This is a genomic window from Caballeronia sp. RCC_10 (assembly GCF_041360715.1).
GTDB lineage: Bacteria > Pseudomonadota > Gammaproteobacteria > Burkholderiales > Burkholderiaceae > Caballeronia > Caballeronia grimmiae.
Window position 1 is genome coordinate 524,105 of sequence record NZ_JBFUPT010000001.1, and the last position, 25,661, is coordinate 549,765.

Below are 25,661 nucleotides of genomic sequence, written 5' to 3' on the forward strand. Positions count from 1 at the left end.
GCCATCACCATAGACGCAGCTTGCGCAACAGCAGGATCGTGATGGCGGCGCACCCTGCCATCACGCCGATGACGATCCAGAACGAATGCGGATCGTGCGTGCCGGGCAAGCCGGCCACGTTCATGCCGAAGATGCCCGTCACCAGCGTGGCGGGCAGCAGCAACGCGGACATGATCGCGAGCCACAGCAGCTTGCGGTTGATGTCTTCGGACAACTGCGCCGCGATTTCATCCTGCAGCAGCTTCGCGCGTTCATAGAGTCCTTCCAGCCCGCCGCCCAGCCCGTTGAGCACCTGAATGGCCTGCACGAGCGCTTCCATCGAGCGCGGTTCGGCCCATTCGAGCCGGCGCGTGACCAGTTGCGTCAACGCATTGCGCTCCGGGTCGATGAAGCGCTTTACCTCCACCAGACGCCGCCGCACGTCGCCCAGCTGCGCGCGCCAGTTCGCGTGGCTATTTTCGAGCACGCCTTCTTCGACATCATCGAGGCGATCGCCGATTTCATCGATGCGGTCCACGAAGGTCTCGTTCAGCGCGCGAATCAGGCCGGCGAAGAGATCGACGGTATCGCGGAACGTCGCGCCTTCGAGGACCGCGTGACGCAGCCGGTCGGTCGATTGCAAAGGACGCGCGCGCACGGTGATCATGCGATGCCGGTCGACGTAGAAGCGCAGCGCCCCGGTCGCGCGGTTGGCCTCGCGCGCGCCGGGCGACGCGGCTTGCTGCGCGGCGGCGACCAGTTCGAGATCCGCGACCACGCCGTAAATGAAGTTCGCGCCCATGTGCACGCGCGGCCGCTTGTCCTCGCCGTTAAGGAATTCGCGTGCGACGTCGGGCATCGAGGTGACGCCTTCGAGCCAGCTTTCGACGGTATCGTCGTTTGCGGAAAGATGCAGCCAGGTGGGACCGTCACCGGCGACGGCCCTGCGCGCTTCATCCCACGAAAGCCGGATCGCATCGCCGCCGGCGAAGTCGAACGCGCTGATGAAGCCGGGCGGCGCCGGATCGCTGCGGCTGGTGCCGGTGCTGGTGCGTGCCGTCGCGTCGGAGTTGCGGATGGTGTCCAATCTTGCTTCTGCCTTTCAATACGATTGACGATGGCGGCTTCGATTCGCGCGCCGCTGCGGCATCGTACTAAAACTCGTAGCGGCCAAAGAAGAATGCGACATCGCCATCATTGAGACCAGGAATGCGCGGGATGAACGTTCCCAGGAACGACGTCCGCCGATAGCGCACCGATGCAACCGGGAACGCGAGCGGCAGCGGCAGGTAATGCGCGACATCGCTGCGTGCGGTGAAGCCCGCGAAGAAGCCGCCGCCGACCTGCAATCCGCCGATCACCGGGTTCGTGTACCACTGGCGCGCATAACCGACGATCGGCTCGAAGTTGTGATGCGAGTCCGAGAAGGCCATCGCGAAGAGCAGGTCTTCGTTGCCGTTCGCGTCGACCCAGTGCTTGCCCGCGCCGCCGCCCCATGACCACGGATTCAGCTCGCTACGATTCGTGTAGCCGTCGATGTGCCAGCCATAGCCGGTTACGTATAAGTCCCAGGTGCCGTCGTGCGCGACGCGCATTACGCGCTCGCATGCCGACGACAACCAGTCGTGCTTGTAGTCGCACTGCGCTTCGCCGGCATGCGCCCCGAACGACAGACTGAGCAAAGAAACCGTGACCGCCTTGACCGCTATTTTTGTCATCGTTACTGGGCTGCGTGGCTAACGGGTACGGCGCAATGCGTCAAGACGGAGAGACGAACTTGAAATCCACGGGCGATCCGATCGACAGCCGTTTTGGGTCGGAGGCGAGTTCGCCCGTCGCGGGGTCGCGCCGGAAGAAGAACGCGCTGTCGCTCTCCTGATTGCCGATGACGAGCCAGCGCCCGCCCGGCTCGATCGCGAATTCGCGCGGCGTCTTGCCGAGCGTCGGATAACGCTTCAGCAGCTTCAGGCGGCCGTTCGCCGGATTGACCGCGAACGCGACGAGCTCATTTGCGTCGCCACGGTTCGTCGCGTAGAGAAAGCGCCCGTCCGGCGACAGATGCAGCGCGCCGCCGCCCACCTTGCCCTTGAAACCGGGCGCGGTCATCGGCAGCGATTGCGTTTCCGTGAGCTTGCCATTGGCGTAGTCGAAGACGAGCACCGACGCGTTCATTTCGGTCGTCAGATAGGCGTGCTTGCCGCTCGCGTCGAAGATCAAATGGCGCGGGCCCGAGCCGGCCTTGACCGGCGTGTAGCGCGAATCGGTCGGACCGAAGAGGCCGCGGCTGCCATCCGGCGTGTAGCGATAACCGAACACCTTGTCGACGCCAAGATCCTGCGCGAAGAGATATTTGCCGTCGGGTGAGAAGACCGTCGAATGGACGTGCGAGTTGTCCTGCCGGCCCTTCACCGGACCGCTGCCCTCGTGATGCACCGTCAGCACGGACGCGCCGACATGCCCGTCCGCAGCGAGCGGAAAGACGGCGAAGCTGCCGCCCGGATTGGCTGCAACCGAATAGTTGGCGGTGAGCAGATACTTGCCGTCGGGCGAAATCGCGAGGTAGCAGGGGTCGTTGCCCTCTGCCGACACGCGATTGAGAAAGCTCAGTTGCCCGCTCGCGCGATCGAAGCGGAACGCGCTGACGCCGCCGCGTTGCGACGCGGGGCCGTTGTCGCCGGGAAGCTCGTTGACCGCGTACACATAGTTGTTGTCGCGGCTGACGACGAGATACGAAGGGTTCACCGTCTGCGCCGACGCGATGCGCGTCAGCTCGCCGTTGCCCGCATCGAAGCGATAGACGTAGATGCCTTCGCTCTTGCCGCCGCCCGTGTAAGTGCCGATGAGCAGGTCATAGACGTCGCTTGCACCGGCGGCGTTCGTCGCGCCGCTCGCAGCGGACGACGGCGCGGCTGCGCCCGGCGTCTGCGCGAAGGCGTGGGCGGCGGCGAGCGAAAGCATCAACGCGACGCCCTTGGCCCAGCGCACCGTCCGCGCGGGCTGGCGCGCGGCTTGCAAAGGCGCATTCGTCGCGGCGCACGAATGGATCGGTTGCATGAAACCTCCTCGTCGTCTATTTGCTGCTTGTTATCAAGGGCGGGTGTCGGCCGGCAAGATCGGCGGTGTGCGACAGCAAGTTGCGGACCGCGCGAATCGCAAGCGAGCCGCAACAGACAGACCGTATAACGCGAACGAACAAAAGGAACTGACGCGATGAACATTCACCTGAGCCTCGGACCGGTCGTATCGCTGATCGCGGGCATTCTCATCCTCGTAATGCCGCGGCTGCTCAACTTCATCGTGGCGATCTATCTGATCGTCATTGGGCTGATCGGCTTGTTCGGTTCGGGTGCGGCCCATCTATAGCACACGTTGATAGCACACGTTGCCTTGTGACGCCGATTTGCGCTGACGGTTCCGCGCGGGCATTTTTCCTTCAGACTGAAAGCGAAAACGCACGCGAGCGGTGAGTCCGCACGCGTGCGTTTGCACATGAAAGTCAGCGATACGCCGCCGGTCTTTTACAAGCGGCAGCAACGTGGTTCAACCGTTCGCGAGTTGATCCAGCCGCAAGCGGCCTTGCAGCGACAGCGCCCCGACCGACACGCCGCTCGCGCCGAAGCTGTAGCGGTGGAAACATCCGCGCTCGGTGAGAAAGATCGCGGTGGTGTCCATCGCGTTGCGGGAAAGGCCGAGCCGTTTGTGATCGAGCGCAAGCAAGGCGTCGCTGTCGCGCATACCGCTTGCGGCAGAAAGAATGGCGATGCAGTCAGCTTTCGACGGATTGAGCATGGAGTTCTATTCCTCGAAACGCGTGCAACGATGAGAGAGAAGGCGCGCTGGCCTAACACGAGCTTTCATTCAAACATCAGGCAATATTTTTATCAACTGCGGCATCGGCGCATGCCTAGTCTTTATCCGCCAACGGAGCGCGGCACGCTGTCGCACTTGGCGTCGCGTCGTGCCGCCACAGGGCGCGACCGTCACGTTTTCTGCTTGCCACGAACGATTGCGGCAGAATGCGGCCACATGCACATGCGCTTCTCGCCACGCCAGTGAAATCGCGCGGCGTTCCCGTCAATCCGGCGCATCGCGCGCCGCACGCCAGAAGACGTCAGCTTATGCCCGCACTGATCGAAGACTACGCCATGGTTGGCGACGGCCACACCGCTGCTCTCATCGCCCGCGACGGCTCGGTCGACTGGCTCTGCTGGCCGCGCTTCGACTCCGGCGCATGCTTCGCCGCCCTGCTTGGCACGCCCGAGCACGGTCGATGGCTGCTCGCGCCATCGATGCCCGATGGCGAATCTCCCGTTACGCGCCGCCGCTATCGCGACGACACGCTCATCCTCGAAACGGACTTCGAAACGCCGCAGGGCGCCGTGACGGTCGTCGACTTCATGCCATCGCGCAACGGTCATTCGGAACTGGTGCGGATCGTCGTCGGCAAGCGCGGCACCGTGCGGATGAAGATGGAACTGGTTCTGCGCTTCGACTACGGATCGGTGGTGCCGTGGGTGTGCCGGCTGTCGAACGACAGCGGCATCCGCGCGATCGCCGGCCCGGATCTCGCGGTGCTGCGCACGCCGGTCGATCTCGTCGGCGAAAACATGCGCACGACCGCCTGCTTCGATGTCAGCGCCGGCGAGCGGGTGCCGTTCTCGCTGTGCTATTCGCAGTCGCATTTGCGTCTGCCGCCCGCGCACGATCCGCACACGCAACTCGCGCGCACTGAAAATCACTGGCGCGAATGGGCCGCGCAAGGCGAAGTGAAGGGCCGCTGGGCCGGCGCGGTCCGCCGCTCGCTCATCACGCTCAAGGCGCTCGCCTATGAGCCGACGGGCGGCATCGTCGCCGCGCCGACGACATCGCTGCCGGAGCAACTCGGCGGCACGCGCAACTGGGACTATCGCTATTGCTGGCTGCGCGACGCCACCATCACCCTGCTCGCGCTGATGCGCGGCGGCTATTACGACGAAGCCCGCGCCTGGCGTGCATGGCTCGGGCGCGCGATGGCCGGCTCGCCATCGCAGGTGCAGATCATGTATGGCATCGCGGGGGAGCGTCGGCTGGCCGAATGGGAAGTTTCTTGGCTGCCGGGCTACGAAGGCGCGCAGCCGGTTCGGATCGGCAACGGCGCGGTCGAGCAGTTGCAGCTCGACGTCTATGGCGAAGTGATGAATGCGCTGCATCTGGCGCGCGTCGGCGGCCTGCAAAGCGACGATACCGCCTGGTCCATCCAGTGCGCGATGCTTCAGCATCTCGACACCGTCTGGCACGAACCCGACGAAGGCATCTGGGAAGTGCGCGGCGGGCGCCAGCACTTCACGTTCTCGAAAGTGATGGCATGGGTGGCCTATGACCGCACGATCCGCTCGGCGGAGAAGTTCAATCTGCGCGGGCCCATCGACCACTGGCGCGAGATGCGCGACCGGATCCACGCCGACGTGTGCGAGAAAAGCTGGAATGCGCAGATGAACTCGTTCGTGCAGACCTATCACGGCGATGCGCTCGACGCGAGCCTGCTGCTCATCCCTCTTCTAGGCTTTTTGCCGCCCGATGATCCGCGTGTGACCGGCACCGTACATGCGATCGAGACCGATCTGACGCACGATGGCCTCGTCAAGCGTTACCACACCACCGAGGTAGCCGACGGTCTTCCGCCGGGAGAAGGCACGTTTCTGGCTTGTAGCTTCTGGCTCGTCGACAATCTGGCGCTGCAGGGAAGGCTTGAGGAAGCGTACGCGATGTTCGAGCGCCTCGTCGGCCTGGCCAACGATGTGGGCCTGCTCTCGGAGGAGTACGACACGGTGGCGAAACGCATGGTCGGCAATTTTCCGCAGGCGTTCACGCATGTTGCGCTCGTGCACACGGGAATGAATCTGATGCGTCACGAGGAAGGAATGGCGAAGGCGACCGGCCGGCCGTCGACATCGGAGGGGGCGGAAGCGGATCTCGCCGTCGATGCCGCCGCCGCGAAAGACTAAGAATCGATGCAAGCGACTGTTTACATTGGCGGAAGGCCACACCGCCGTTAAAATTGATGCAATGCAACAATGTGTTGCGAGAAAGCTGGCAATTTCTACCGAATGGTTGTACTGACAGGGTAATGGACGGAAAATATTTCTTTCGTTGATTCTTCCGCCAGTCTAGCCGTAGGGCGGCAGCACCTTTGCACCTGGCAGCGCGGGAAAGCCGCCGCGCCGCGAGGATTTTTTGATCGCCGCCGATTCCCGGAGCAGCAAACGGATTCGGCGCGCAGACCGGTACGTACCGAAGTTATTGGGGCGAAAATGCTTTACCAAATCCACGAATTTCAGCGGGCCATGCTGTCTCCCCTCACCGCATGGGCCCAGGCCGCGTCGAAGTCGTTCGTGAATCCGGCGAGCCCCCTCGCCTACGTTCCCGGCTCCACGCGCTTCGCCGCCGGCTATGAACTGCTCTACCGGCTCGGCAAGGACTACGAGAAACCCGAATTCGGTATCCATCAGATCGTCAAGGACGGTCATAACATTCCGATCGTCGAGCAGACGGTCGTCGAGAAGCCGTTCTGCCGGCTGTTGCGCTTCAAGCGCTTCGCCGACGACAGCGCCACCGTCACCAAGCTGAAGAACGAGCCGATCGTGCTCGTGTGCGCGCCGCTGTCCGGCCATCACTCGACGCTACTGCGCGATACCGTGCGCACACTGTTGCAGGACCACAAGGTGTACATCACCGACTGGCTCGACGCGCGTATGGTGCCGATCGAGAACGGCGGGTTCCATCTGGACGATTACGTCGAATATATTCAGGAGTTCATCCGTCACATCGGCGCGAAGGACCTGCACGTCATTTCCGTGTGTCAGCCGACCGTGCCGGTGCTCGCCGCCATCTCGCTGATGGCGAGCCGCGGCGAAGCCACGCCCCGCACGATGACGATGATGGGCGGCCCGATCGACGCGCGCCGCAGCCCGACATCGGTCAACTCGCTCGCGAGCGAGCACTCCTATGAATGGTTCGAGAACAACGTCATCTACACGGTGCCGGCGAACTATCCGGGCGTCGGGCGCAAGGTGTATCCCGGCTTCCTGCAGCATGCGGGCTTCGTCGCGATGAATCCCGAGCGCCATCTGACCGCGCATTGGGACTTCTATCAGAACCTGCTGCGCGGCGACGATGACGACGCCGAACAGCATCGCCAGTTCTACGACGAATACAACGCCGTGCTCGACATGGCCGCCGAGTATTACCTGGAGACGATTCGCGTCGTGTTCCAGGAATTCCGTCTGGCCGAAGGCACGTGGGAAATCAACGGCGAGCCGGTGCGCCCGCAGGACATCACGAACACGGCGCTTTTCACGATCGAAGGCGAACTCGACGACATCTCCGGCAGCGGCCAGACGCGCGCCGCGCACGACCTGTGCACGGGCATTCCGCAAAAGCATCAGCGTCATTTCACGGCGGAAAAGGCCGGCCACTACGGCATTTTTTCGGGCCGGCGCTGGCGCACGATGGTGTATCCGCAATTGCGCGAGTTCATTCTCGAACACGACAAATCGCCGAAGACCGAAGCGGTTCCTGCGTGATTTCGGTTTAGGTACCGATTCCATTTCTTCAAATGAAAACGTCGCGCCTTTTTTGCAAGGCGCGACGTTTTTTTCCGCCGTCCGGCGCGGCGTTTCAGCGACGCGTCAAATAGGCAAGCAGCAATTCCGTATTCATTTTCACCATCTGTTCGCGCTGCGTGGCCTCGCTGAAATCCAGGCCGAAGGTTGCCTCCAGGGTGAAACGATTCGACACGATGTAATACCCCAGCCCTGACAGCGTGATATAGAACTTCAGCGGATCCACATCGGTGCGAAACAGTCCCGCTTTTTGCCCGCGTTCGAGAATGTTCGTGAGCGTTTCGACGACAGGCGAAATCAGCTCGCGCGTCCGATTCGATGCCTTGATATATCTCGCTTCGTGCAGGTTTTCATTGTTGACCAGACGCAGCAGTTCGGGGTGATCGCGATAGTAATCCCAAACAAAATGCGCGAGCCGCGTCATTGCCTCGATGGGTGCGACGCCTTCGAGATCGAGCGATCGCTCCGCCTCGACCAGCGCGCTGAACGCATGCTCCAGCACGGCTGTGAATAGCTGCTCCTTGCTACCGAAGTAGTAATACAGCATGCGCTCATTGGTCTCCGCCCGCCGGGCGATTTGATCCACACGCGCGCCGAACAGGCCGCCCGCTGCAAACTCCTCCGCAGCGGCAAGCAGGATACGGCGGCGGGTTCCTTCAGGATCTCTTTTGATTTTCGGCTGATTCATGGTGGCATGAGTCGGGAGCCGCGTTGTCCGGATATGCGTCACGCGGCCCGCATTGGGTACATGACGTGAACGGGCGCGCCAAGTTATTGGGGAACACCGTCCTGCGGTCAAACGATAAAGCGGTTCGATTATGCGCACATCACAACGGCATTGGCAATTGGGATGAAGGGCCTCCTGCGCAGACGGTCGCGGACTTCGGCGATAATGACGTCTGAAGCATTAAACCGTGCGCGCCGATGCCGCCGGAAATGCTTCCAAACAGGCGCCGTCGCTCGCATGTGTTTTTGCCTCGAGTCCTCTGCTTAATTCGCCATCGCGCAACCCCACGTGACCGCCATCCATTCCAAGACGCTCGCAGAGCGCATCGAAGACCTGCTGCCGCAGACGCAATGCACCAAGTGCGGCTATCCGGCCTGCCGGCCTTATGCCGATGCCATCGCCGCCGGCGAGGCGAGCTATAACCAGTGCCCGCCGGGCGGTGAAGAAGGCGTCGCACGCCTTGCCGCGTTGCTCGGCAAGCCGGTGATTCCGCTCGACACCACGCACGGCGTCGAGCGCCCGCGGCCGCTCGCCGTCATCGACGAGAACATCTGCATCGGCTGCACGCTGTGCATGCAGGCGTGTCCCGTCGATGCCATCGCGGGCGCGGCCAAGCAGATGCATACGGTCATCGCGGAACTGTGCACGGGTTGCGATCTGTGCGTGCCGCCCTGCCCGGTCGATTGCATTGCGATGATTCCCGTCACCGGCGACGCCACCGGCTGGGATGCGTGGACCCAGGAACAGGCCGATGCGGCCCGCACGCGGCACGACCGGCGGATCGCGCGCATCGAACGTGAACGCGTGGAAGCGGAAGCGCGGGCGTCGGCGCGGCAGGCGTCGCGCTCGGCACAGATGGCGCCTGAAGCCACGCAAGCCACGGAAGCCACGCAAGCCGCTGCATCGAACGACGACGCCGATGCCAAAAAACGCGCAATCATCCAGGCCGCGATGGAGCGCGCCCGCAAGAAGAAAGAAGAATTGGCGAAGCTCGGCGCCGGCCCGAAGAACACCGAGCAAGTGAGCGCGGCCGTGCAGGCGCAAATCGACGCAGCGGAGGAGCGCCGTCGCCGCCTCGGCGTGAGCGACCCCGGCACCGCATCGAGCGACACGAACAAACCCCGATGAACGCCAGGAAGCGACGCGCCATCTTCGAAACACTGCAAAGCCTCGATCCGCATCCGAAGACCGAGCTGGAGTACACGACTCCGTTCGAACTGCTGATCGCCGTGATGCTGTCGGCGCAAGCCACCGATGTCTCCGTCAACAAGGCGATGCGCAAGATGTTCCCGGTCGCGAACACGCCCCAGGCCATCCTCGCGCTCGGCGAAGCAGGCGTGACGGAATACATCCGCACGATCGGGCTCTATCGCACGAAGGCGAAGAACGTGATCGCCGCGTGCCGCATGCTCGTTGACCAGTACGGCGGCAAAGTGCCCGACAATCGCGAGGCGCTCGAAGCGCTGCCCGGCGTCGGACGAAAGACGGCGAATGTCGTGTTGAACGTTGCGTTCGGTCAACCGACCATCGCCGTCGATACGCATATCTTCCGCGTCGCCAATCGCACGGGGCTCGCGCCCGGCAAGGACGTGCGCGCAGTGGAAACGGCGCTCGAAAAGAACGTGCCGGAGGAGTTCCTCCAGGACGCGCATCACTGGCTGATCCTGCATGGCCGATACATCTGCAAGGCACGCGTGCCGGAATGCTGGCATTGCGCGATCGAGCCGCTTTGCGAGTATCGTCCGAAGACGCCCGCGCCGGTGGAATAAGCGGCGGCCCGCTACAATACCGGCTTGAATGCCGCAATGGAATCAATCGCTTATGTTCAACCCTAGCCGCGACGAAGTCCGCCAGTTCTTCACCGAAACGTGGCGTAAGGAGCGCGCCGGCGAGATTCTCACGCCGCTCGAAAGCATGGCCGCCGACTGGATTCGCGAGCACCCCGAGTATCAGACCGAACTCGCCGATCCCGACGCCCACCAGGCCGACTACTCACCCGACGCCGGTCGCACGAATCCCTTCCTGCATCTGTCGATGCATCTCGCCATCAGCGAGCAGTTGTCGATCGATCAGCCGCCCGGCATTCGCCGCGCGCACGACAGGCTGGCCGCGCGGCTCGGCTCGGCGCATGATGCCCAGCACGCGATCATGGAATGTCTCGGACAAGTGATCTGGGAAGCGCAACGCAGCAACACGCCGCCGGATACCGATGCCTATCTCGCGCTCATCGAACGCCGTGCTTCGAAAGACTAAGCATCGCTCCAAATGAAAACACCCCGCTCGATGCGGGGTGTTTCGTCTCTGCGTGCAACCGGACCGTGCTTACTTCTTCAGCACGAGGCTGCCATCGAGCGATTCGATATAAGCCGCGAGGTCTTTCAGATCGCTCTGCGACAGGTTCTGCACCTGCGCCGACATGATCGCGTTGTTGCGGCCGAAGTTCGGGTTGCCGTTGCCCATCTGATACTGGCGCAGCGCCCAGTAGATGTAGCTCGCGTGCTGACCCGCGAGCTTCGGGTACTCGCCGCTCACCGGCTTGTTCAGATTCGGGCCGTGACAGGCCGCGCAGTTGTGGCTGTCGGAGAGCGCCTTGCCGTTGCCGGCGTCGGCTGCGTGCGCCGTGTTCAGCGCCGCCATGCCGATGAACGCCGCCGCCGCGCATGCTGCCTTGAAGCTGGATTGAAGTGCCTGAGAGGGCTTCATGAATTCTCCTGTCGGCCGGGTTTCGCTTGAACGCATGACCCTGCCCGATGCAATGTAGTCGCTGCCCCGCGTTGCCGGATGCGCTTCGAGCCGCGTATCCGTGTAACGAGGATCACTTGTCGGGATTGTTTTTCGATTCGGGCGTTTGCGCGGCGTAGTACGCGGCGATATCGGCGATATCCTGATCCGACAGCGTCACCGCGATGGCGCGCATCGTGTCGAAATGGCGATCGCCCTTTTTATACGCGTGCAGCGCGTTGGCGATGTACTGCGCGTTCTGGCCGCCGAGCATCGGCACTTCGTAGGTCTCGGGGTATGCCGTGCGATAGCCGGGAATGCCGTGGCAGCCGATGCACATCGCCACCTTGCCCTGCGCGGCCTTTGCGTTGCCCACGACGTCCGCCGACGCCTGGGTCGCGAAGCCGGCAAGACCCGACAGCGCTGCAATCACGGCACATTTGCCGACGAAATTGTTCATAGCTTCTAACCTAGCATGAGGGGAAATCCGGCGCTCCGAAGGCGCGGCCCGCGCCGAGCGCACTGCCTTCCACGCTGTTTCTTGAGCGGCCGATCGTGTGTCCGACGAGATCCGACCGTGTCCGATGGCCGCGGGCTGGCCGCGCAGGCCAAAAAAATCGGGCTAATTGTACCGCGCGACCTCGGCACCGTCCATTATCGGAGACGGCCTCAAAGCCGCGATGGCAATGGGAAATGGCTGAAAGACGCACGCCGCGCCTGCGACAATTCGCCTCTTCCCGACCTGTTCTTCGCCTACCAGCCAAAGCGTCAGCAAGCCGTGTGCATCGTTCCGAACGAGGCTGCAACGATAGCCGTGAGCCGTCCATCGGGAAAGGGCTTCTGACTTATACTGAGATTTTTTTCCTCACCGGATCTTCGTCATGCGCTTCGAAGGCTCATCGCAGTACGTCGCAACCGACGACCTCAAGCTCGCGGTGAACGCCGCGATGACGCTTCAGCGGCCCCTGCTCATCAAGGGCGAACCCGGCACCGGCAAGACCATGCTCGCGGAGGAAGTGGCCGGCGCGCTCGGCATGCCGCTTCTGCAGTGGCACATCAAATCGACGACCAAGGCGCAGCAGGGCCTGTATGAATACGACGCCGTCTCCCGCCTGCGTGATTCGCAACTCGGCGACGAGCGCGTGAAAGACATCCGCAATTACATCGTCAAGGGTGTGCTGTGGCAGGCGTTCGAGTCGGAGGAGCAGTCGGTCCTGCTGATCGATGAAATCGACAAGGCCGATATCGAATTCCCGAACGATTTGCTGCGCGAGCTCGACCGCATGGAGTTCTACGTCTACGAGACACGCGAGCTCGTCAAGGCGAAGCATCGGCCGCTCGTCATCATCACGTCGAACAACGAGAAGGAGCTGCCCGACGCGTTCCTGCGCCGCTGCTTCTTCCATTACATCAAGTTCCCCGACGCCGCGACGATGAAGACCATCGTCGACGTTCACTTCCCCGGCATCAAGCAGGACCTGCTCGCCGCCGCGATGCAGAGTTTCTTCGAACTGCGCAACGTGTCGGGCCTGAAGAAGAAGCCGTCGACGTCCGAGTTGCTGGACTGGCTCAAGCTGCTGCTCGCCGAAGACATTCCGCCCGAAGCGCTGCGCTCGCCGGATGAGAAGCAGATCGTCCCGCCGCTGCACGGCGCACTGCTGAAGAACGAGCAGGACGTCGCGCTGTTCGAGCGCCTGCTCTTCATGAACCGCAACAACCGCTGATCGTTCATCGACCACCAAAAGGAACCGCGAAGCATGAGCCGCTGGATCGAACCCGTCACGCTCGAAGGCGAGCACGTCAAGCTGGTGCCGCTGACCGTCGAGCACGAAGCGGCGCTGGCAAGCGCAGCCGCCGATGGCGAATTGTGGAAGCTCTGGTACACGAGCGTGCCCTCGCCCGATACGGCGCGCGCCTACATCGACGCGGCCATCGACATGCGCGAGCGGCTGGGCGCGCATCCGTTCGCGGTCATCGATCCGAAGAGCGGCGATGTCGTCGGCTCGACGCGGTACTTCAATGTCGAAGCAGCGCATCGGCGGCTGGAAATCGGGCATACGTGGTACGCGAAGCGCGTGCAGCGCACCGCGCTCAACACCGAAGCGAAACTGCTGCTGCTCGGCCATGCGTTCGAGCAAATGAAGGCGATTGCCGTCGAGTTCCGCACGCATTTCATGAACCACCAGTCGCGCGCGGCCATCGCGCGGCTCGGCGCGAAACAGGACGGCATTCTGCGCAATCACCAGATCGGCAAGGATGGCGCTTATCGCGATACCGTCGTGTTCTCGATCATCGAATCGGAATGGCCGGCGGTGCGCGCGCATCTGAAGCATCGGCTGGACCGCTGATTCACGTCACCAAGGGGAGCGCGCCATGCTGATCGACTTCTTCTACTCGCTGCGCGACGCGAAGCTGCCCGTGTCGGTGAAGGAATACCTGACGCTGCTCGAAGCGTTGAAAGCGCAGGTCATCTCCCCTTCGCTCGACGAGTTCTACTTCCTCGCGCGCATGACGCTCGTGAAGGACGAGAAGTACTTCGACAAGTTCGATCGCGCGTTCGGCGCGTACTTTCATGGCGTGACGCAGTTGCCCGACGAAGCCTTCGACATTCCGCTCGACTGGCTGAAGAAGCGGCTCGAGCGCGAATTCACGGCGGAAGAAAAGAAGCGCATCGAGGCGCTCGGCGGTATCGACAAGCTGATGGAGCGCCTCAAGGAACTGATGGACGAGCAGAAAGAGCGTCACGAAGGCGGCAACAAGTGGATCGGCACCGGCGGCACGTCGCCGTTCGGGCATGGCGGCTACAACCCGGAAGGCATCCGCATCGGCGGGGAATCGGCGGGGAATCGCACGGCCGTGAAGGTGTGGGACGAGCGGGCGCATCGCGATTACGACGATCAGGTCGAAATCGGCACACGCAATATCAAGGTCGCGCTGCGCCGCTTGCGCCGCTTTGCGCGCGAAGGCGCGGCCGAAGAGCTGGACCTGCCCGACACCATCCGCAGCACGGCGGCAAACGCCGGCTGGCTCGATCTCAAGATGGTGCCCGAGCGTCACAACAACGTGAAAGTGCTGATGCTGCTGGACGTCGGCGGCTCGATGGACGACCACATCAAGCGCGTCGAAGAGCTGTTCTCCGCCGCGAAAGCCGAATTCAAGCACCTCGAGTTCTATTACTTCCACAACTGCGTCTACGACTATCTGTGGAAGAACAACCGCCGCCGCCATACCGAGCGCACGCCGACGTTCGACGTGCTGCACAAGTTCACGCCGGACTACAAACTGATCTTCGTCGGCGATGCGACCATGAGCCCCTACGAAGTCCTGCAGCCGGGCGGCTCGGTCGAATACAACAACGCCGAAGCGGGCGCCGTGTGGCTGCGCCGGTTCGCGGATCAGTTCCCCCATCACGCGTGGCTCAATCCCGAGCCGGAGCGTCTGTGGGAATATCGTCAGTCCATATCGGCGATCCGTCACGTGCTCGGCAACCGCATGTACGCCCTCACGATGGCCGGCCTCGAAAGCGCGATGCGCGCGCTGTCCAAATAATCCACGATCACGACTCCGCATGAAAGCCATGCCTTCCGGCGCGCACGCCGTGCGCGCCCCGCTTCGCCCTTTCTCCGATACGTCCGTGTCCGCCATCGTCGCCGGCTTCGTCGCGATGATGACCGGCTACACCAGTTCGCTCGTGCTGATGTTTCAGGCAGGCGAGGCCGCGCATCTGACCGGCGCGCAGATTTCTTCGTGGATCTGGGCGCTGTCGATGGGCATGGCGCTCTGCACGATCGGACTGTCGCTGCGGTATCGCGCGCCGATCGTCGTCGCGTGGTCCACGCCCGGCGCGGCGCTCCTCGTGTCGTCGCTGCCGAACGTGCCGTATGCGGATGCGATCGGCGCGTTCATCGTCTGCGCGGCGCTGCTGACGGCGGTCGGCCTCACCGGCTGGTTCGACACGCTGATGAAGCGTATTCCGGCGGGCATCGCGGCGGCGTTGCTGGCGGGCATCCTGTTCGAAATCGGCATCGAGATTTTTCGCGCGGCGGAGCATCAGACGGCGCTGGTGCTGACGATGTTCTTCACGTATCTCGCCGGCAAACGCGCCGCCCCGCGTTACGCGATTCCGGCAACGCTGCTCGCGGGCGTGGCGGTTGCGGGTGCGCTCGGCTTGCTCGACTTTTCGCACTTTCACGTCGCGCTCGCGCATCCCGTTTTCACGATGCCCGCGTTCTCGCTCGCGGCGACCATCAGCATCGGCGTGCCGCTTTTCGTCGTCGCGATGGCCTCGCAGAACGTGCCGGGCATCGCCGTGCTGCGCGCCGACGGCTACACGACGCCCTCCGCGCCGCTCATTTCGACGACCGGCATCGCGTCGCTCGTGCTTGCGCCATTCGGCTCGCACGGCGTGAATCTCGCGGCGATCACGGCGGCCATCTGCACAGGCCGCGAAGCACACGACGACCGCGACAAGCGCTACACGGCCGCCGTCTGGTGCGGCATCTTCTATCTGCTCGCGGGCACCTTCGGCGCGACGATCGCCGCGCTCTTCGCGGCCTTCCCGAAGGCGCTCGTCGTCTCGGTCGCGGCGCTCGCGCTGTTCGGCTCGATCATGAGCGGCCTCGCCAACGCGATGCACGACGCCCGCCAGCGCGAACCGGCGCTCGTCACCTTCATGGTGACGGCTTCGGGGCTCACGCTGCTGTCGATCGGTTCGGCGTTCTGGGGCCTGGTCGCGGGCGTCGTCACGCATGTCGTGCTGAACGCCTGGCGACGCTGACGCGGCCAACAATGCTGTAGCCGGCCGGGCTTGCTTCGGCCGTGCTCACGCAACCGCTTTTGGCATTTCATCATGGCTTTGATCGACAAGCTGCTGGCGCGCACGGCGCCGTCCGGCGCGCAGAAACGTAAAACGATCGTCCGCGTCCTGCTCGACGACGCCGGGCACGTCCAGGACGTCGTCCTGAAAATGTGCTGCGGCGATGCCGCGAACGACGCCCACGGGCTCGAGGAAGTCCCCAAGATGCGCTTCGCGCGCGGGCAGTTGGGCTTGGGCACGGTGCGCCGCTGGCATGAGCTGGCGTACGCCGTCGGCTGACCGGCGCGGCGCGCACGGGGAACGCGACGCCGCGCGCCCGGTCGAATCAGCCGCACCCAGCGCAGTTTCCCTGCCCGGGACTAGAATGATGGAATCGCTTCAAGGGCGAACCGCGCGTGGCAGCACGCTGCGCGGCATCGCGATCGAGGACCACCCGCGGGCTACCGCACTGACAAGGCGCACTGCGCCGACGAATCGACATGACATCCGCTCTCGACCAGCTCAAGCAATACACGACGGTCGTCGCCGATACGGGCGACTTCCAGCAATTCATCCAGTTCAAGCCGCAGGACGCGACGACCAATCCGTCGCTGATCCTGAAGGCCGTCCAGAAGGACGACTACAAGCCGCTGCTCGAGAAGACCGTGAAGGAGCACGCGGGCAAGCCGATGGGGCAGATCATCGATCACCTGCTCGTCGCGTTCGGCACCGAAATTCTCAAGATCGTGCCGGGGCGCGTCTCGACCGAAGTCGACGCACGCCTCTCGTTCGACACCAAGGCTTCGATCGACAAGGGCCGCGAGATCATCAAGCTGTACGAGAACGCCGGGATCAAGCGCGAGCGCGTGCTGATCAAGCTGGCGTCGACGTGGGAAGGCATCCGCGCGGCCGAAGTGCTGCAAAAGGAAGGCATCCGCTGCAACATGACGCTGCTCTTCTCGCTCGCGCAGGCCGCTGCCTGTGCGGATGCGGGCGCGCAGCTCATTTCGCCGTTCGTCGGCCGAATCTACGACTGGTACAAGAAGTCCGCCGGCGCGGAATGGGACGAAGTGAAGAACGGCGGCGCAAACGATCCGGGCGTGCAGTCGGTGCGCCGAATCTACGCGTACTACAAGAAGTTCGGCTACAAGACCGAGGTGATGGGCGCGAGCTTCCGCACCGTCAGCCAGATTACCGAACTGGCCGGCTGCGATCTGCTGACGATCAGCCCCGACCTGCTGAAGAAACTCGCCGACAGCGACGAGAAGGTGGAGCGCAAGCTCTCGCCGGAAGCGGTGGCGAACGAGAATATCGAGAAGATTGGCGTTGACGAGCCGACCTTCCGCTTCCTTCTCAACGAAGATGCGATGGCGACGGAAAAGCTCGCTGAAGGCATCCGCGCATTCGCCGCCGATGCGATCAAGCTGGAAAAGCTGATTACCGCGCTGCAGTAATCGGCCGGCGGGCGCACCTTGCGCCCGCCCTTCGCGCATAACCACGAAAACTGTGTCTTTCAGTGGCGCGCGACATAAATTGACCGTTTCAGCGCTGGCAGCGCATCCGGCTGCAATAGACTTTGATGCTTTGGCGGGAGTCCGCCAGGCTCGGAGAAGTCAGTCATGCAGCTGGATACCTACGTTTTCTTCAACGGAAATTGCGCTGAGGCGCTCGCGCTCTATCAAGCCGCATTCGGCGCTCAGATCGACACGCTGATCCGTTTCCGGGACACACCGGACGCCGCCAACGTACCGGCCGAATGGCACGATAAGGTGATGCACGCCATGTTCAGCCTCGGTTCCAGCGGGGTCATGGTCTCGGACGGCCAGTTCGGGCAGCCGCCGAAGGAATATCACGGTTTCACGTTTTCCATCGCCGCTGACGACGCCGAATCCGGCGAGCGCACGTTCAACATCCTGAGCGAAGGCGGCACGGTCATCACGCCGTGGCAATCCACGTTCTTCACGGCGGGCTTCGGCATGCTCAAGGACCGTTTCGGCGTGCCCTGGCTCATCAACGTGGTGAACGCGCTCGAGGTTGCCGAAGGCGCGAAAGAAGCGCCGGCCGCAGCCCAGCAGCCGTAAGCGCGGTGCAGATCGCGAGGCGCGTCAGCCGTTGAACGGCCGCGCGCCTTCGATGTTCCACTGCCGTTCAATTTCACTCAGACGCAGCCGCAAGCGATCCACCTGCTCGTCGAAACGCATCGCGAGCCAATGCATGCCCTGCTGCGTCGATTCCCCTTCCCCGCCTTCTCGTTTCGCCATCGCATCCGCGCCCGCGTAAAGCAAGCCGACGCGCCCAAAGCGTAGCGCCCGCGCCATCTGCAAGAGTTTGTGCCGCGCTTCCTGTTCCCGTGGCGTGCAATCGAGCGCGAAGCCGTTCCTATCGCGCGACGCCTCCGGCAGCGACGTGACGAGCATCTCGAGCGCCGCGAGTATCGAGCGATGCAGCCGCTGTATTTCCTCGAGCCGTGCGAGCGGCACGCCCGTTTCCTTCGCGACCGAATCCATCAGCCCGCGTGACTGCACGAGCCGCTGGCTCATCACGAGAAAGCGGCGTGTGGTTTCTTCGGCGATCAGCGGTGGTTTGCCATCCAGCAGCGCGCCATACAGACGCGCGCATTCGCGCAGATTGTCGGCGAGGCGATAGCGCCATGAATACGTCGCGTATTGCGGCAGCACGAAGGAAAACGCCAGCGCGATCGCAATGCCGATCAGCACGTTCGCCGTGCGCCACAGGCCGACATCGAACGGGGAATCGCCGTGCCCCGCGACGATGACCATCGTGATCGCCGTCAGCAGCGCCACGTAGCCCGCCTTGCCGATGGCGTAATAAGCGCATGCGCCGGCAATCGCCGACATCAGCAGGAAGAACAGCGTGAGCGAGCCGAACAGCATATGCACGAGGATCAGCGCGAGCCCGATCGCGGCGCCGAGCGCCGTGCCGATCGCCCGTTCCGCCGCCTTCTTGCGGATGTTGCCGTAATGCTGCAATCCGCCGATCACGACGATCAGCGACACGGACGCCCACACGCCATGTGGCACGTCGATGCCCGTGGTGACGAGAAACGACGTCGCCATGCCGAGCGCGACGCGCACCGCGTGAATCAGCTTCGCGTGCCGGTAACGGAAGAACGGCGACATGAGGCCGTGCCACAGCCGCTTCGCGCGCCCTTTGCGCAATGACGCCGATGTCGATGAAGCCATGATTCGCTCGCGTCGATGAGTGCGTGTCCGAGCGCTTGCCTGAAAGCAAAACGCCCGCAACGGCCGATGGCCATTACGGGCGTTAGCGTAGCAGACGCGATGCCGCGTCACGCCGAGCGCGCGATCAGTTCTCCACGACGTCCAGATAATCTTCCGGCCGCGTGCGGTCGTCCGAGCGCTTGAGGCCGAGGACCCGCACGAGCACGCTGATCGCGATCGACACGATCAGGTTGATGATCAGCGCCCACACGGCCGCATAGCCGGGCACCGCATAGCCGAAGAAATGCACCGTGAAAATCGAGCCCTTCAGTTGCAGCGATACCGCCATCCACGTGCCCGAGGCGATGCCCACGGCCCAGCCGATCAGCAGTCCGCGATGATCGAGCACGCGCGTGTAGAGGCCGAGCACGAGTGCGGGCAGCGTCTGAATGATCCAGATGCCGCCGAGCAGTTGCAGCTGGATCGCGTAGGTGAGCGGCAGCGCGAGAATGAACACGACCGCGCCGACCTTCACGATCAGCGATACCAGCTTGGCGACGTTGGTTTCCTGCTCCGGCGTCATCGAGCGATTGACGAACTCGCGATGCACGTTGCGCGTATAGAGATTCGCCGCCGCGATCGACATGATCGCCGCCGGAACCAGCGCGCCGATGCCGATGGCCGCGAACGCCACCCCCACGAACCACGACGGGAAGTAGTGCAGGAACAGCGCCGGCACCGCGAAGTTCGCACCGTACGCCTTGAAGTACGAGGCGTACTCCGGCATGTCCTTCACGCCCGAGGCCAGCGCCATGTAGCCGAGCAGCGCGAGCAGGCCGAGCACCAGCGAATACGCGGGCAACAGCGCCATGTTGCGGCGGATCGTGTTGCCCGAATTCGACGAGAGAATCGCCGTCACCGAATGCGGATAAAGGAAGAGCGCGAGCGCCGAACCGACCGCGAGCGTCGCGTAGGCGCTGTAGCCGTTGAGGCTCGCCGCGTCCGGCGCCTTGAGCAGCAGCTTCGCGGGCGGCACCGAACCGAAGATGTGCCCGAAGCCGCCGAGCTGCGCCGGGATCACGATCATCGCGGCGATGATGGTGATATAGATCAGCACGTCCTTGACGACCGCGATCATCGCGGGCGCGCGCAGCCCCGACGTGTACGTGTACGCGGCGAGAATCGCAAACGCGATGATCAGCGGCAGATCGCCGACGAAGCCCTGCGTGCTGAAGCCGAGCGCCCCGATCACCACTTCGATGCCGACGAGCTGCAGCGCGATGTAAGGCATCGTCGCGACGATGCCCGTCACTGCGACCGCCAGCGCAAGCATGCGGCTGTTGTATCGAGCGTGGACGAAGTCGGCGGCGGTCACATAACCGTGACGCTTCGCGATGCTCCAGAGCTTCGGAAACACGACGAACGCGAACGGATAGATCAGGATGGTGTACGGCAGCGCGAAGAAGCCCGTCGCGCCCGCGCCGAACACGAGCGCCGGCACCGCGACGAACGTATAGGCGGTGTAGAGGTCGCCGCCGAGCAGGAACCACGTGACGATGGTCCCGAAGCGCCGGCCGCCGAGGCCCCATTCATCGAGTTGGGCAAGGTCGCCCTTGCGCCAGTGGGCGGCGATGAAGCCGAGTATCGTCACTCCGACGAAGAACAGAACGAAGACGAAGGTTGCGGTGGCGTTCATCATCGCGCACCTCCCTGGGGCGCACGGCCCGAAGGCAGCGCCTTGGTCTTCTTGTAGACGACAGCCGTGATGACTGCGCTGATCAGCACCCACAAGAGCTGATACCAGTAGAAGAACGGAAAGCCCCAGAGCACCGGCTCGACCTTGTTGTAGAACGGCACCCATACGACGCCGATCCACGGGAGGATCAGAAGCCAGAGCCAATGTTTGTTGCGCGGTTGTCCTGTGCGGCTTGGATCGGCAGCCATGACCGTTCTCCCCTGGCGGGCCAGAGCGGGCGTGCCCCGTTACTCCGGTCCCATGCAAGTTGTTTGATTCGTTTTGAGCATGCGCTTCTGAAGCCGTGGCCGACAAGGCCGGCGGCGGGCGGGCAGACATGCCGCTTAAAGCGCTCGGAAATAACAGGAGGAGTATAGGGACCGCCAAAACACGGTCAAGCAGGGGGAATCCCGACCATTCTCCTTATGTGAAAGGCCTTTGTAACGGGATTCGCGTCCTGCTCGTGTGCGTGTTCGCCGACGCCCTCAGATGGTGAACGAACCCTTCGCCGGCACGCCGGCGCTTTCGATGAGGCCCTTCACCCACTTGCGCGCGGGCAGGCCGAGTTGCGCTTCCAGCAGCTTCGCGCGTTCCTGCAATGCGGACAACGGCACGTCGAGCGCGGGGCCGGCGAACGCGAGCGCGACACGATTGCCGTCGTGCACTTCGGGCAACGCGATCACGCGACGATCGAACGCCTCGTTCAGATGACGCATGTTGCGCACGAAGCTCGGATGATCGCCGAACAGGTTGATGGTCACGACGCCCGCTTCCGGCGTGAGACACGCCTTGCACGCGCGATAGAACGACACGCTGTCGAGCACCGGACCGCGTGCGGTAGCGTCGTAAATGTCGATCTGCAGGGCGCCGATCGTGCCGTGATTCGCGCGGTCGTTGACGAACTCCCACGCATCGCGCTCGGTGACGGTGAGGCGCGCATCGTCGTACGGCAGTTCGAACATCGCGCGCGCCGCGATGACGACGGCCGGATTCAATTCGACCGCTTCCACCTTCGCGCGCTTAAGAAAGCGATAACAGAACTTCGTGAGCGCCGCCGCGCCGAGACCCAGTTGCACGATGCGTTCGGGCGTTTCGATGAACAGCAGCCACGCCATCATCTGCTGCGCGTATTCGAGTTCGATGTGATCGGGCTTTCTCAGGCGCATGGCGCCCTGAACCCATTCGGTGCCGAAGTGCAGGAAGCGCACGCCGCCCTCTTCCGAGAACGTGACCGGCGCGAAGCGCGGCTTGCGCGGCGCGTCGATGCGCGGTGCGTTGGCGAGGTCATCGTCGTCTTGCTTGTTACGGCGGGCTTGCTTGCCGCTTTCTTTCTTGCGGCCGAACGCGCGGGCTTCAGCGGACGCGCGCTTGATCAGATTCGTCATGGGTGAGGATGTCGCGCCAGATGCGCAATTTTTGGTCGAACGAGAGGATAGCATTGGCCGGACTCGACGACGGCAACACGAGCGTCGCGTAACCTGCCGCGGCGATCACCGGCGCGAACTTGCCCGATGTCTTGCCGTTGAAGCACACCTTGCGCAGCACCGGGAAGCGCTCGTGGAACGCGGCAAAGTCGTTCGGGGAGGCGTTGCGGATGGCGCTGTCGAGACTGCCTTCGCGATCGCACGCGGCGAGCACGTCCCACAGGCCGATTCCGTGCCCGGTCAGGCGCGCGAGCCGATCTTCATAGGCGAGTTCGTGCAGCGGTTCGTCGATGGCCGCGCCGACGAGCCGCCAGAACTGATTGCGCGGATGCGCGTAATACTGCGTCGCCGCGAGCGATGCGACGCCGGGGAAACTGCCGAGGATGAGCGTGTGCGTCGCGTGGCCGCCGATCGGTGGAAAGCCCGTGAGCTTCATCTCGCTTCCTCACGCACGGCGCGCTTTGCATGCGACGCGAGATGTTCCAAAGCACGCGCATGTTCGCGATGATGCGGCTCGTCATGCGATGCGGCGAGCTTCCGCCAGAGCGCATCAAGCATGCATTCGGTGACCATCAGCGGGGCGCCGTGACGCACGAAAATGGATCGGCGCGCGGCGAGTGCGTGGCTCGCATCGGCTTGACTGATCGCGAGCCGATGGAGCGGATGCCGGGCGGTCAGCACGCGGCTCACGAGGATCGAGCGTGACACGCTGCTGTCGCTATAGAGCAGTTCAGCGAGCGGGCGGGTGCGAAGACGGCGCATCGACTGCCACACGCCGTTGCTATCCGACAGCGCGACGATGCTGTGCGCGACGACGAACGGGACGCCATCGACCTTTAGCACCACTTCGCGTGTCCAGACCGGCGTTCGAGGCGTGACGCCGAGTGCGCGCCATTCGTCCTGCCAGGATGTATCGACGGCTTCGCGTGTGACATCGACGGTGACCGCGCCGAGCGTATGCAAGTGGGCGGTGAGAGAGCCGGTGCGCGTTAGCCAGTCCTTCTGATGGGCGCTGAAGGACGGGAGCGGTGTGGCGCGCCAGTGGTGGTCAGCGGGATCGTTGGGGATCGACATGGCGGCCATTATAGGACCGGGTCGCGATTCGGAAAAATCGTATGGTGACTAGCGACTTCGCGCACGAGACTGTGGAAGCCGCGCAGTGTTCGACGCCGGCTATCCAAGAGACACAACGAGGAACGTCAATGACGAACAACACGAAGCAGACATCGAAGAAAGTCGCTCACCTTGCCAGCAAAACGCTGCATGACCGGGAGGCTTCCGCACCGCGAAGAGCCTTGCCGCGTCGGCGCTTGCCCAATCGCATTCGGCCAAGCAGACCAGCGGCAACATGGAGCATAAGGCAAGCGAAGTGCTTCACAGCAACAAATACTCGCAAGAGACGAAGACACTCGCCGCATCAGTGCTCGCTCAGTCCAACAAGGACCGCACGAGCAAATAAAAACGCGCCGCCGGTCTCCCGGCGGCGCGTTCCCCAATAAACTCACCCGCTAGCGGCTCAACGCGCCAGCAACAACGCGTTCGTCCGCTTCACGAAGCTAGCCGGATCTTCGAGCACTCCGCCCTCTGCCAGCATCGCCTGATCGAATAGCAGATGGCACCAGTCGCTGAAGTTCGCGTCGTCGGCCTTGAGCGCCTTCACCAGCGGATGATCCGGGTTCACCTCCAGGATCGGCTCCGCCTGCGGCGCCTTCTGCCCGGCCGCCTTCAACATGCGCTGCAAGTAACCGCTCATGTCGCCCTCGTCGGCGACCAGGCAACTCGGCGAATCCGTCAGGCGGAACGTAAGCCGCACGTCCTTCGCCTTGCCTTCGAGCGCTTCCTTCATCTTCTCGACGAGCGGCTTCATGTCCTCGCCGATCTTCTCCTGCTGCTGCTTCTCTTCGTCGTTGAGCGCGCCGAGGTCGAGATCGCCGCGTGCGACGCTCGCCAGCGGCTTGCCGTCGAACTCGTTCAGGAACGACAGCATCCACTCGTCGACGCGATCCGTCATCAGCAGCACTTCGACGCCCTTCTTGCGGAACACTTCCAGATGCGGACTGTTCTTCGCGGCCTGCCAGTTGTCGGCGGTGACGTAGTAGATCTTCGTCTGCTCGGGCTTCATGCGCGAGACGTAATCGGCGAGCGATACGTTCTGCGCGTCGCTGTCGTTATGCGTCGATGCAAAGCGCACCAGCTTCGCGATGCGTTCGCGATTGCTGAAGTCCTCGCCGATGCCTTCCTTCAGCACCTGACCGAACTCGTTCCAGAAGGTCTGATACTTCTGCTTGTCAGCCTCTTCCGTCGCTTCGGCGGACGAAGTCGCGATCTCTTCCAGCATCGACAGCACGCGCTTGGTCACGCCTTCGCGAATCGCCTTTACGTCGCGGCTTTCCTGCAGAATTTCGCGCGAGACGTTGAGCGGCAGATCGGCGGAATCGACCACGCCCTTCACGAACCGCAGATACGCCGGCAGCAACTGCTCGGCATCGTCCATGATGAAGACGCGCTTCACGTACAGCTTGAGGCCGCCGCGGTGCTCGCGGTTCCACAGATCGAACGGCGCATGCTTCGGCACATACAGCAGTTGCGTGTACTCGCTGCGGCCTTCCACGCGGTTATGCGTCCACGCGAGCGGTTCGTCGTGATCGTGCGAGATGTGCTGATAGAACTGCTTGTACTGTTCGTCCGTGATGTCGTTCTTCGGGCGCGTCCACAGCGCGCTCGCCTGATTGACGGTCTCGTCCTCGTCCTTCTCGACCATCTCGCTCTTCTCGGCGTCCCATTCTTCCTTCTTCATCAGAATGGGCAGCGCGACGTGGTCCGAATACTTCTGGATGATCGACTTCAGGCGATACGACGACAGCAGTTCGTCCTCGTCCGCGCGCAGATGCAGCGTGATGGTCGTGCCGCGTTGCGCGCGCTCGATGTCCTCGATCTCGAAGTCGCCCTCGCCCGCGCTCGTCCAGCGCACGCCCTGGCTCGCCGGCAGACCGGCACGGCGCGTCTCGACCGTGATCTTGTCCGCGACGATGAAGCCGGAGTAAAAACCCACGCCGAACTGACCGATCAGCGCAGCATCTTTCTGCTGGTCGCCCGAAAGCTTCGAGAAAAATTCCTTCGTGCCCGAACGCGCGATGGTGCCGAGATGCGAAATGGCCTCGTCGCGGCTCATGCCGATGCCGTTGTCGTCGATGGTGACGGTGCGCGCGGCCTTGTCGAACGCAATGCGGATACGCAGTTCGGGATCGTTTTCGTACAGCGCGCTGTTCTCGATGGCCTCGAAGCGCAGCTTGTCGGCGGCGTCGGACGCGTTCGAAATCAGCTCGCGCAGGAAAATTTCCTTGTTGCTGTACAGCGAATGAATCATCAGGTGCAGAAGCTGCTTCACTTCCGCCTGAAAGCTCATGGTTTCTTGCGCCATGGTCGGGTCCTCTAAGTTGGGTGTCGTCAATGCTGTCACGCCGCCGGGCTTCACGTAGCGCTGCCCGGCGAATTTG

The 25,661-nt window shown here is 63.2% G+C and carries 28 protein-coding genes; 14 read left to right on the forward strand and 14 right to left on the reverse strand.

Annotated features, from left to right (window positions below):
* Positions 1-4 precede the first annotated feature (4 nt).
* The 3 genes from AB6804_RS02445 to AB6804_RS02455 form a co-directional block, all read right to left on the reverse strand.
* Positions 5-1,066: a transporter gene (locus AB6804_RS02445; RefSeq protein ID WP_370885085.1), complete on the reverse strand. Its 1,062-nt coding sequence runs from the start codon at positions 1,064-1,066 to the stop codon at positions 5-7.
* Between the two features lie 67 nt (positions 1,067-1,133).
* Entirely contained in the window at positions 1,134-1,697 is a 564-nt protein-coding gene (locus tag AB6804_RS02450) for an antimicrobial peptide resistance and lipid A acylation PagP (RefSeq protein ID WP_370885086.1), read from the reverse strand.
* A 40-nt stretch (positions 1,698-1,737) separates the two neighbouring features.
* Entirely contained in the window at positions 1,738-3,033 is a 1,296-nt protein-coding gene (locus AB6804_RS02455) for a lactonase family protein (protein ID WP_370885087.1), read from the reverse strand.
* A gap of 156 nt (positions 3,034-3,189) precedes the next feature.
* On the opposite strand from AB6804_RS02455, the gene AB6804_RS02460 reads away from it, so the two are divergent.
* Positions 3,190-3,342: a DUF3096 domain-containing protein gene (locus AB6804_RS02460; protein WP_075583087.1), complete on the forward strand. Its 153-nt coding sequence runs from the start codon at positions 3,190-3,192 to the stop codon at positions 3,340-3,342.
* Between the two features lie 177 nt (positions 3,343-3,519).
* On the opposite strand, the gene AB6804_RS02465 is transcribed toward AB6804_RS02460, so the two are convergent.
* Positions 3,520-3,768 carry a hypothetical protein gene (locus AB6804_RS02465; protein WP_370885088.1) on the reverse strand — a complete coding sequence of 83 codons (249 nt, stop codon included), beginning with the start codon at positions 3,766-3,768 and terminating at the stop codon, positions 3,520-3,522.
* 329 nt (positions 3,769-4,097) lie between these two features.
* On the opposite strand from AB6804_RS02465, the gene AB6804_RS02470 reads away from it, so the two are divergent.
* Positions 4,098-5,963: a glycoside hydrolase family 15 protein gene (locus AB6804_RS02470; protein WP_370885089.1), complete on the forward strand. Its 1,866-nt coding sequence runs from the start codon at positions 4,098-4,100 to the stop codon at positions 5,961-5,963.
* A gap of 306 nt (positions 5,964-6,269) precedes the next feature.
* Entirely contained in the window at positions 6,270-7,541 is a 1,272-nt protein-coding gene (locus tag AB6804_RS02475) for a polyhydroxyalkanoate depolymerase (protein ID WP_370885090.1), read from the forward strand.
* A 94-nt stretch (positions 7,542-7,635) separates the two neighbouring features.
* Here AB6804_RS02475 and AB6804_RS02480 read toward each other — a convergent pair whose 3' ends face one another.
* Positions 7,636-8,268: a TetR family transcriptional regulator gene (locus AB6804_RS02480; protein WP_035960777.1), complete on the reverse strand. Its 633-nt coding sequence runs from the start codon at positions 8,266-8,268 to the stop codon at positions 7,636-7,638.
* Positions 8,269-8,595: 327 nt separating this feature from the next.
* On the opposite strand from AB6804_RS02480, the gene rsxB reads away from it, so the two are divergent.
* Genes rsxB through AB6804_RS02495 form a run of 3 tightly spaced genes read left to right on the forward strand, consistent with a single transcriptional unit; the run spans position 8,596 to position 10,560 of the window.
* A complete protein-coding gene (rsxB, locus tag AB6804_RS02485; protein ID WP_370885091.1) occupies positions 8,596-9,435 on the forward strand; it encodes an electron transport complex subunit RsxB in 840 nt (279 codons plus the stop codon).
* A complete protein-coding gene (nth, locus tag AB6804_RS02490; protein WP_370885092.1) occupies positions 9,432-10,076 on the forward strand; it encodes an endonuclease III in 645 nt (214 codons plus the stop codon). The genes rsxB and nth overlap by 4 nt, the downstream gene beginning before the upstream one ends.
* A gap of 52 nt (positions 10,077-10,128) precedes the next feature.
* Positions 10,129-10,560, forward strand: a complete 432-nt coding sequence (locus AB6804_RS02495) for a DUF1841 family protein (RefSeq protein WP_370885093.1) — start codon at positions 10,129-10,131, stop codon at positions 10,558-10,560.
* Positions 10,561-10,629: 69 nt separating this feature from the next.
* Here AB6804_RS02495 and AB6804_RS02500 read toward each other — a convergent pair whose 3' ends face one another.
* Both AB6804_RS02500 and AB6804_RS02505 read right to left on the reverse strand, forming a co-directional pair.
* Entirely contained in the window at positions 10,630-11,010 is a 381-nt protein-coding gene (locus AB6804_RS02500) for a c-type cytochrome (protein ID WP_035960768.1), read from the reverse strand.
* A gap of 112 nt (positions 11,011-11,122) precedes the next feature.
* Positions 11,123-11,488, reverse strand: a complete 366-nt coding sequence (locus tag AB6804_RS02505; protein WP_035960766.1) for a c-type cytochrome — start codon at positions 11,486-11,488, stop codon at positions 11,123-11,125.
* Positions 11,489-11,605: 117 nt separating this feature from the next.
* Here AB6804_RS02505 and AB6804_RS02510 point away from each other — a divergent pair, with 117 nt between their 5' ends.
* From AB6804_RS02510 to AB6804_RS02545, 8 genes are all read left to right on the forward strand, one after another.
* Positions 11,606-11,872, forward strand: a complete 267-nt coding sequence (locus tag AB6804_RS02510; protein WP_370885094.1) for a hypothetical protein — start codon at positions 11,606-11,608, stop codon at positions 11,870-11,872.
* 37 nt (positions 11,873-11,909) lie between these two features.
* Entirely contained in the window at positions 11,910-12,752 is an 843-nt protein-coding gene (locus tag AB6804_RS02515) for a MoxR family ATPase (RefSeq protein WP_035960764.1), read from the forward strand.
* Positions 12,753-12,785: 33 nt separating this feature from the next.
* Positions 12,786-13,376, forward strand: coding sequence for a GNAT family N-acetyltransferase (locus AB6804_RS02520; RefSeq protein ID WP_370885095.1), 591 nt, complete (start codon positions 12,786-12,788; stop codon positions 13,374-13,376).
* 25 nt (positions 13,377-13,401) lie between these two features.
* Positions 13,402-14,577: a VWA domain-containing protein gene (locus AB6804_RS02525; protein ID WP_370885096.1), complete on the forward strand. Its 1,176-nt coding sequence runs from the start codon at positions 13,402-13,404 to the stop codon at positions 14,575-14,577.
* 19 nt (positions 14,578-14,596) lie between these two features.
* Positions 14,597-15,805, forward strand: coding sequence for a benzoate/H(+) symporter BenE family transporter (locus AB6804_RS02530; RefSeq protein ID WP_370885097.1), 1,209 nt, complete (start codon positions 14,597-14,599; stop codon positions 15,803-15,805).
* A 72-nt stretch (positions 15,806-15,877) separates the two neighbouring features.
* A complete protein-coding gene (locus AB6804_RS02535) occupies positions 15,878-16,123 on the forward strand; it encodes an energy transducer TonB (RefSeq protein WP_370885098.1) in 246 nt (81 codons plus the stop codon).
* Between the two features lie 200 nt (positions 16,124-16,323).
* Entirely contained in the window at positions 16,324-17,277 is a 954-nt protein-coding gene (gene tal, locus AB6804_RS02540) for a transaldolase (RefSeq protein ID WP_370885099.1), read from the forward strand.
* Between the two features lie 165 nt (positions 17,278-17,442).
* Positions 17,443-17,904 (forward strand): VOC family protein, encoded by a 462-nt coding sequence (locus AB6804_RS02545; RefSeq protein WP_370885100.1) that lies wholly within the window; start codon positions 17,443-17,445, stop codon positions 17,902-17,904.
* Positions 17,905-17,928: 24 nt separating this feature from the next.
* Here the strand turns inward: AB6804_RS02545 and AB6804_RS02550 are convergent, their stop codons facing one another.
* From AB6804_RS02550 to htpG, 7 genes are all read right to left on the reverse strand, one after another.
* Positions 17,929-19,026 (reverse strand): FUSC family protein, encoded by a 1,098-nt coding sequence (locus AB6804_RS02550; RefSeq protein WP_370885101.1) that lies wholly within the window; start codon positions 19,024-19,026, stop codon positions 17,929-17,931.
* 124 nt (positions 19,027-19,150) lie between these two features.
* Positions 19,151-20,701: a monocarboxylate uptake permease MctP gene (gene mctP, locus AB6804_RS02555; RefSeq protein ID WP_370885404.1), complete on the reverse strand. Its 1,551-nt coding sequence runs from the start codon at positions 20,699-20,701 to the stop codon at positions 19,151-19,153.
* Positions 20,701-20,949, reverse strand: coding sequence for a DUF3311 domain-containing protein (locus tag AB6804_RS02560; RefSeq protein ID WP_035960754.1), 249 nt, complete (start codon positions 20,947-20,949; stop codon positions 20,701-20,703). The genes mctP and AB6804_RS02560 overlap by 1 nt, the downstream gene beginning before the upstream one ends.
* A gap of 276 nt (positions 20,950-21,225) precedes the next feature.
* Positions 21,226-22,125 carry a spermidine synthase gene (locus tag AB6804_RS02565; RefSeq protein WP_370885102.1) on the reverse strand — a complete coding sequence of 300 codons (900 nt, stop codon included), beginning with the start codon at positions 22,123-22,125 and terminating at the stop codon, positions 21,226-21,228.
* Positions 22,094-22,600 carry a DNA-deoxyinosine glycosylase gene (locus tag AB6804_RS02570; RefSeq protein ID WP_370885103.1) on the reverse strand — a complete coding sequence of 169 codons (507 nt, stop codon included), beginning with the start codon at positions 22,598-22,600 and terminating at the stop codon, positions 22,094-22,096. Before AB6804_RS02570 ends, AB6804_RS02565 begins: the two co-directional genes overlap by 32 nt.
* The gene (locus tag AB6804_RS02575) at positions 22,597-23,238 is read right to left on the reverse strand and encodes a chorismate lyase (protein WP_370885104.1); all 642 of its coding nucleotides are present in this window, start codon (positions 23,236-23,238) and stop codon (positions 22,597-22,599) included. Before AB6804_RS02575 ends, AB6804_RS02570 begins: the two co-directional genes overlap by 4 nt.
* A gap of 442 nt (positions 23,239-23,680) precedes the next feature.
* Complete coding sequence (htpG, locus tag AB6804_RS02580) at positions 23,681-25,585, reverse strand: molecular chaperone HtpG (protein ID WP_370885105.1); 1,905 nt, start codon at positions 25,583-25,585, stop codon at positions 23,681-23,683.
* Positions 25,586-25,661 lie beyond the last annotated feature (76 nt).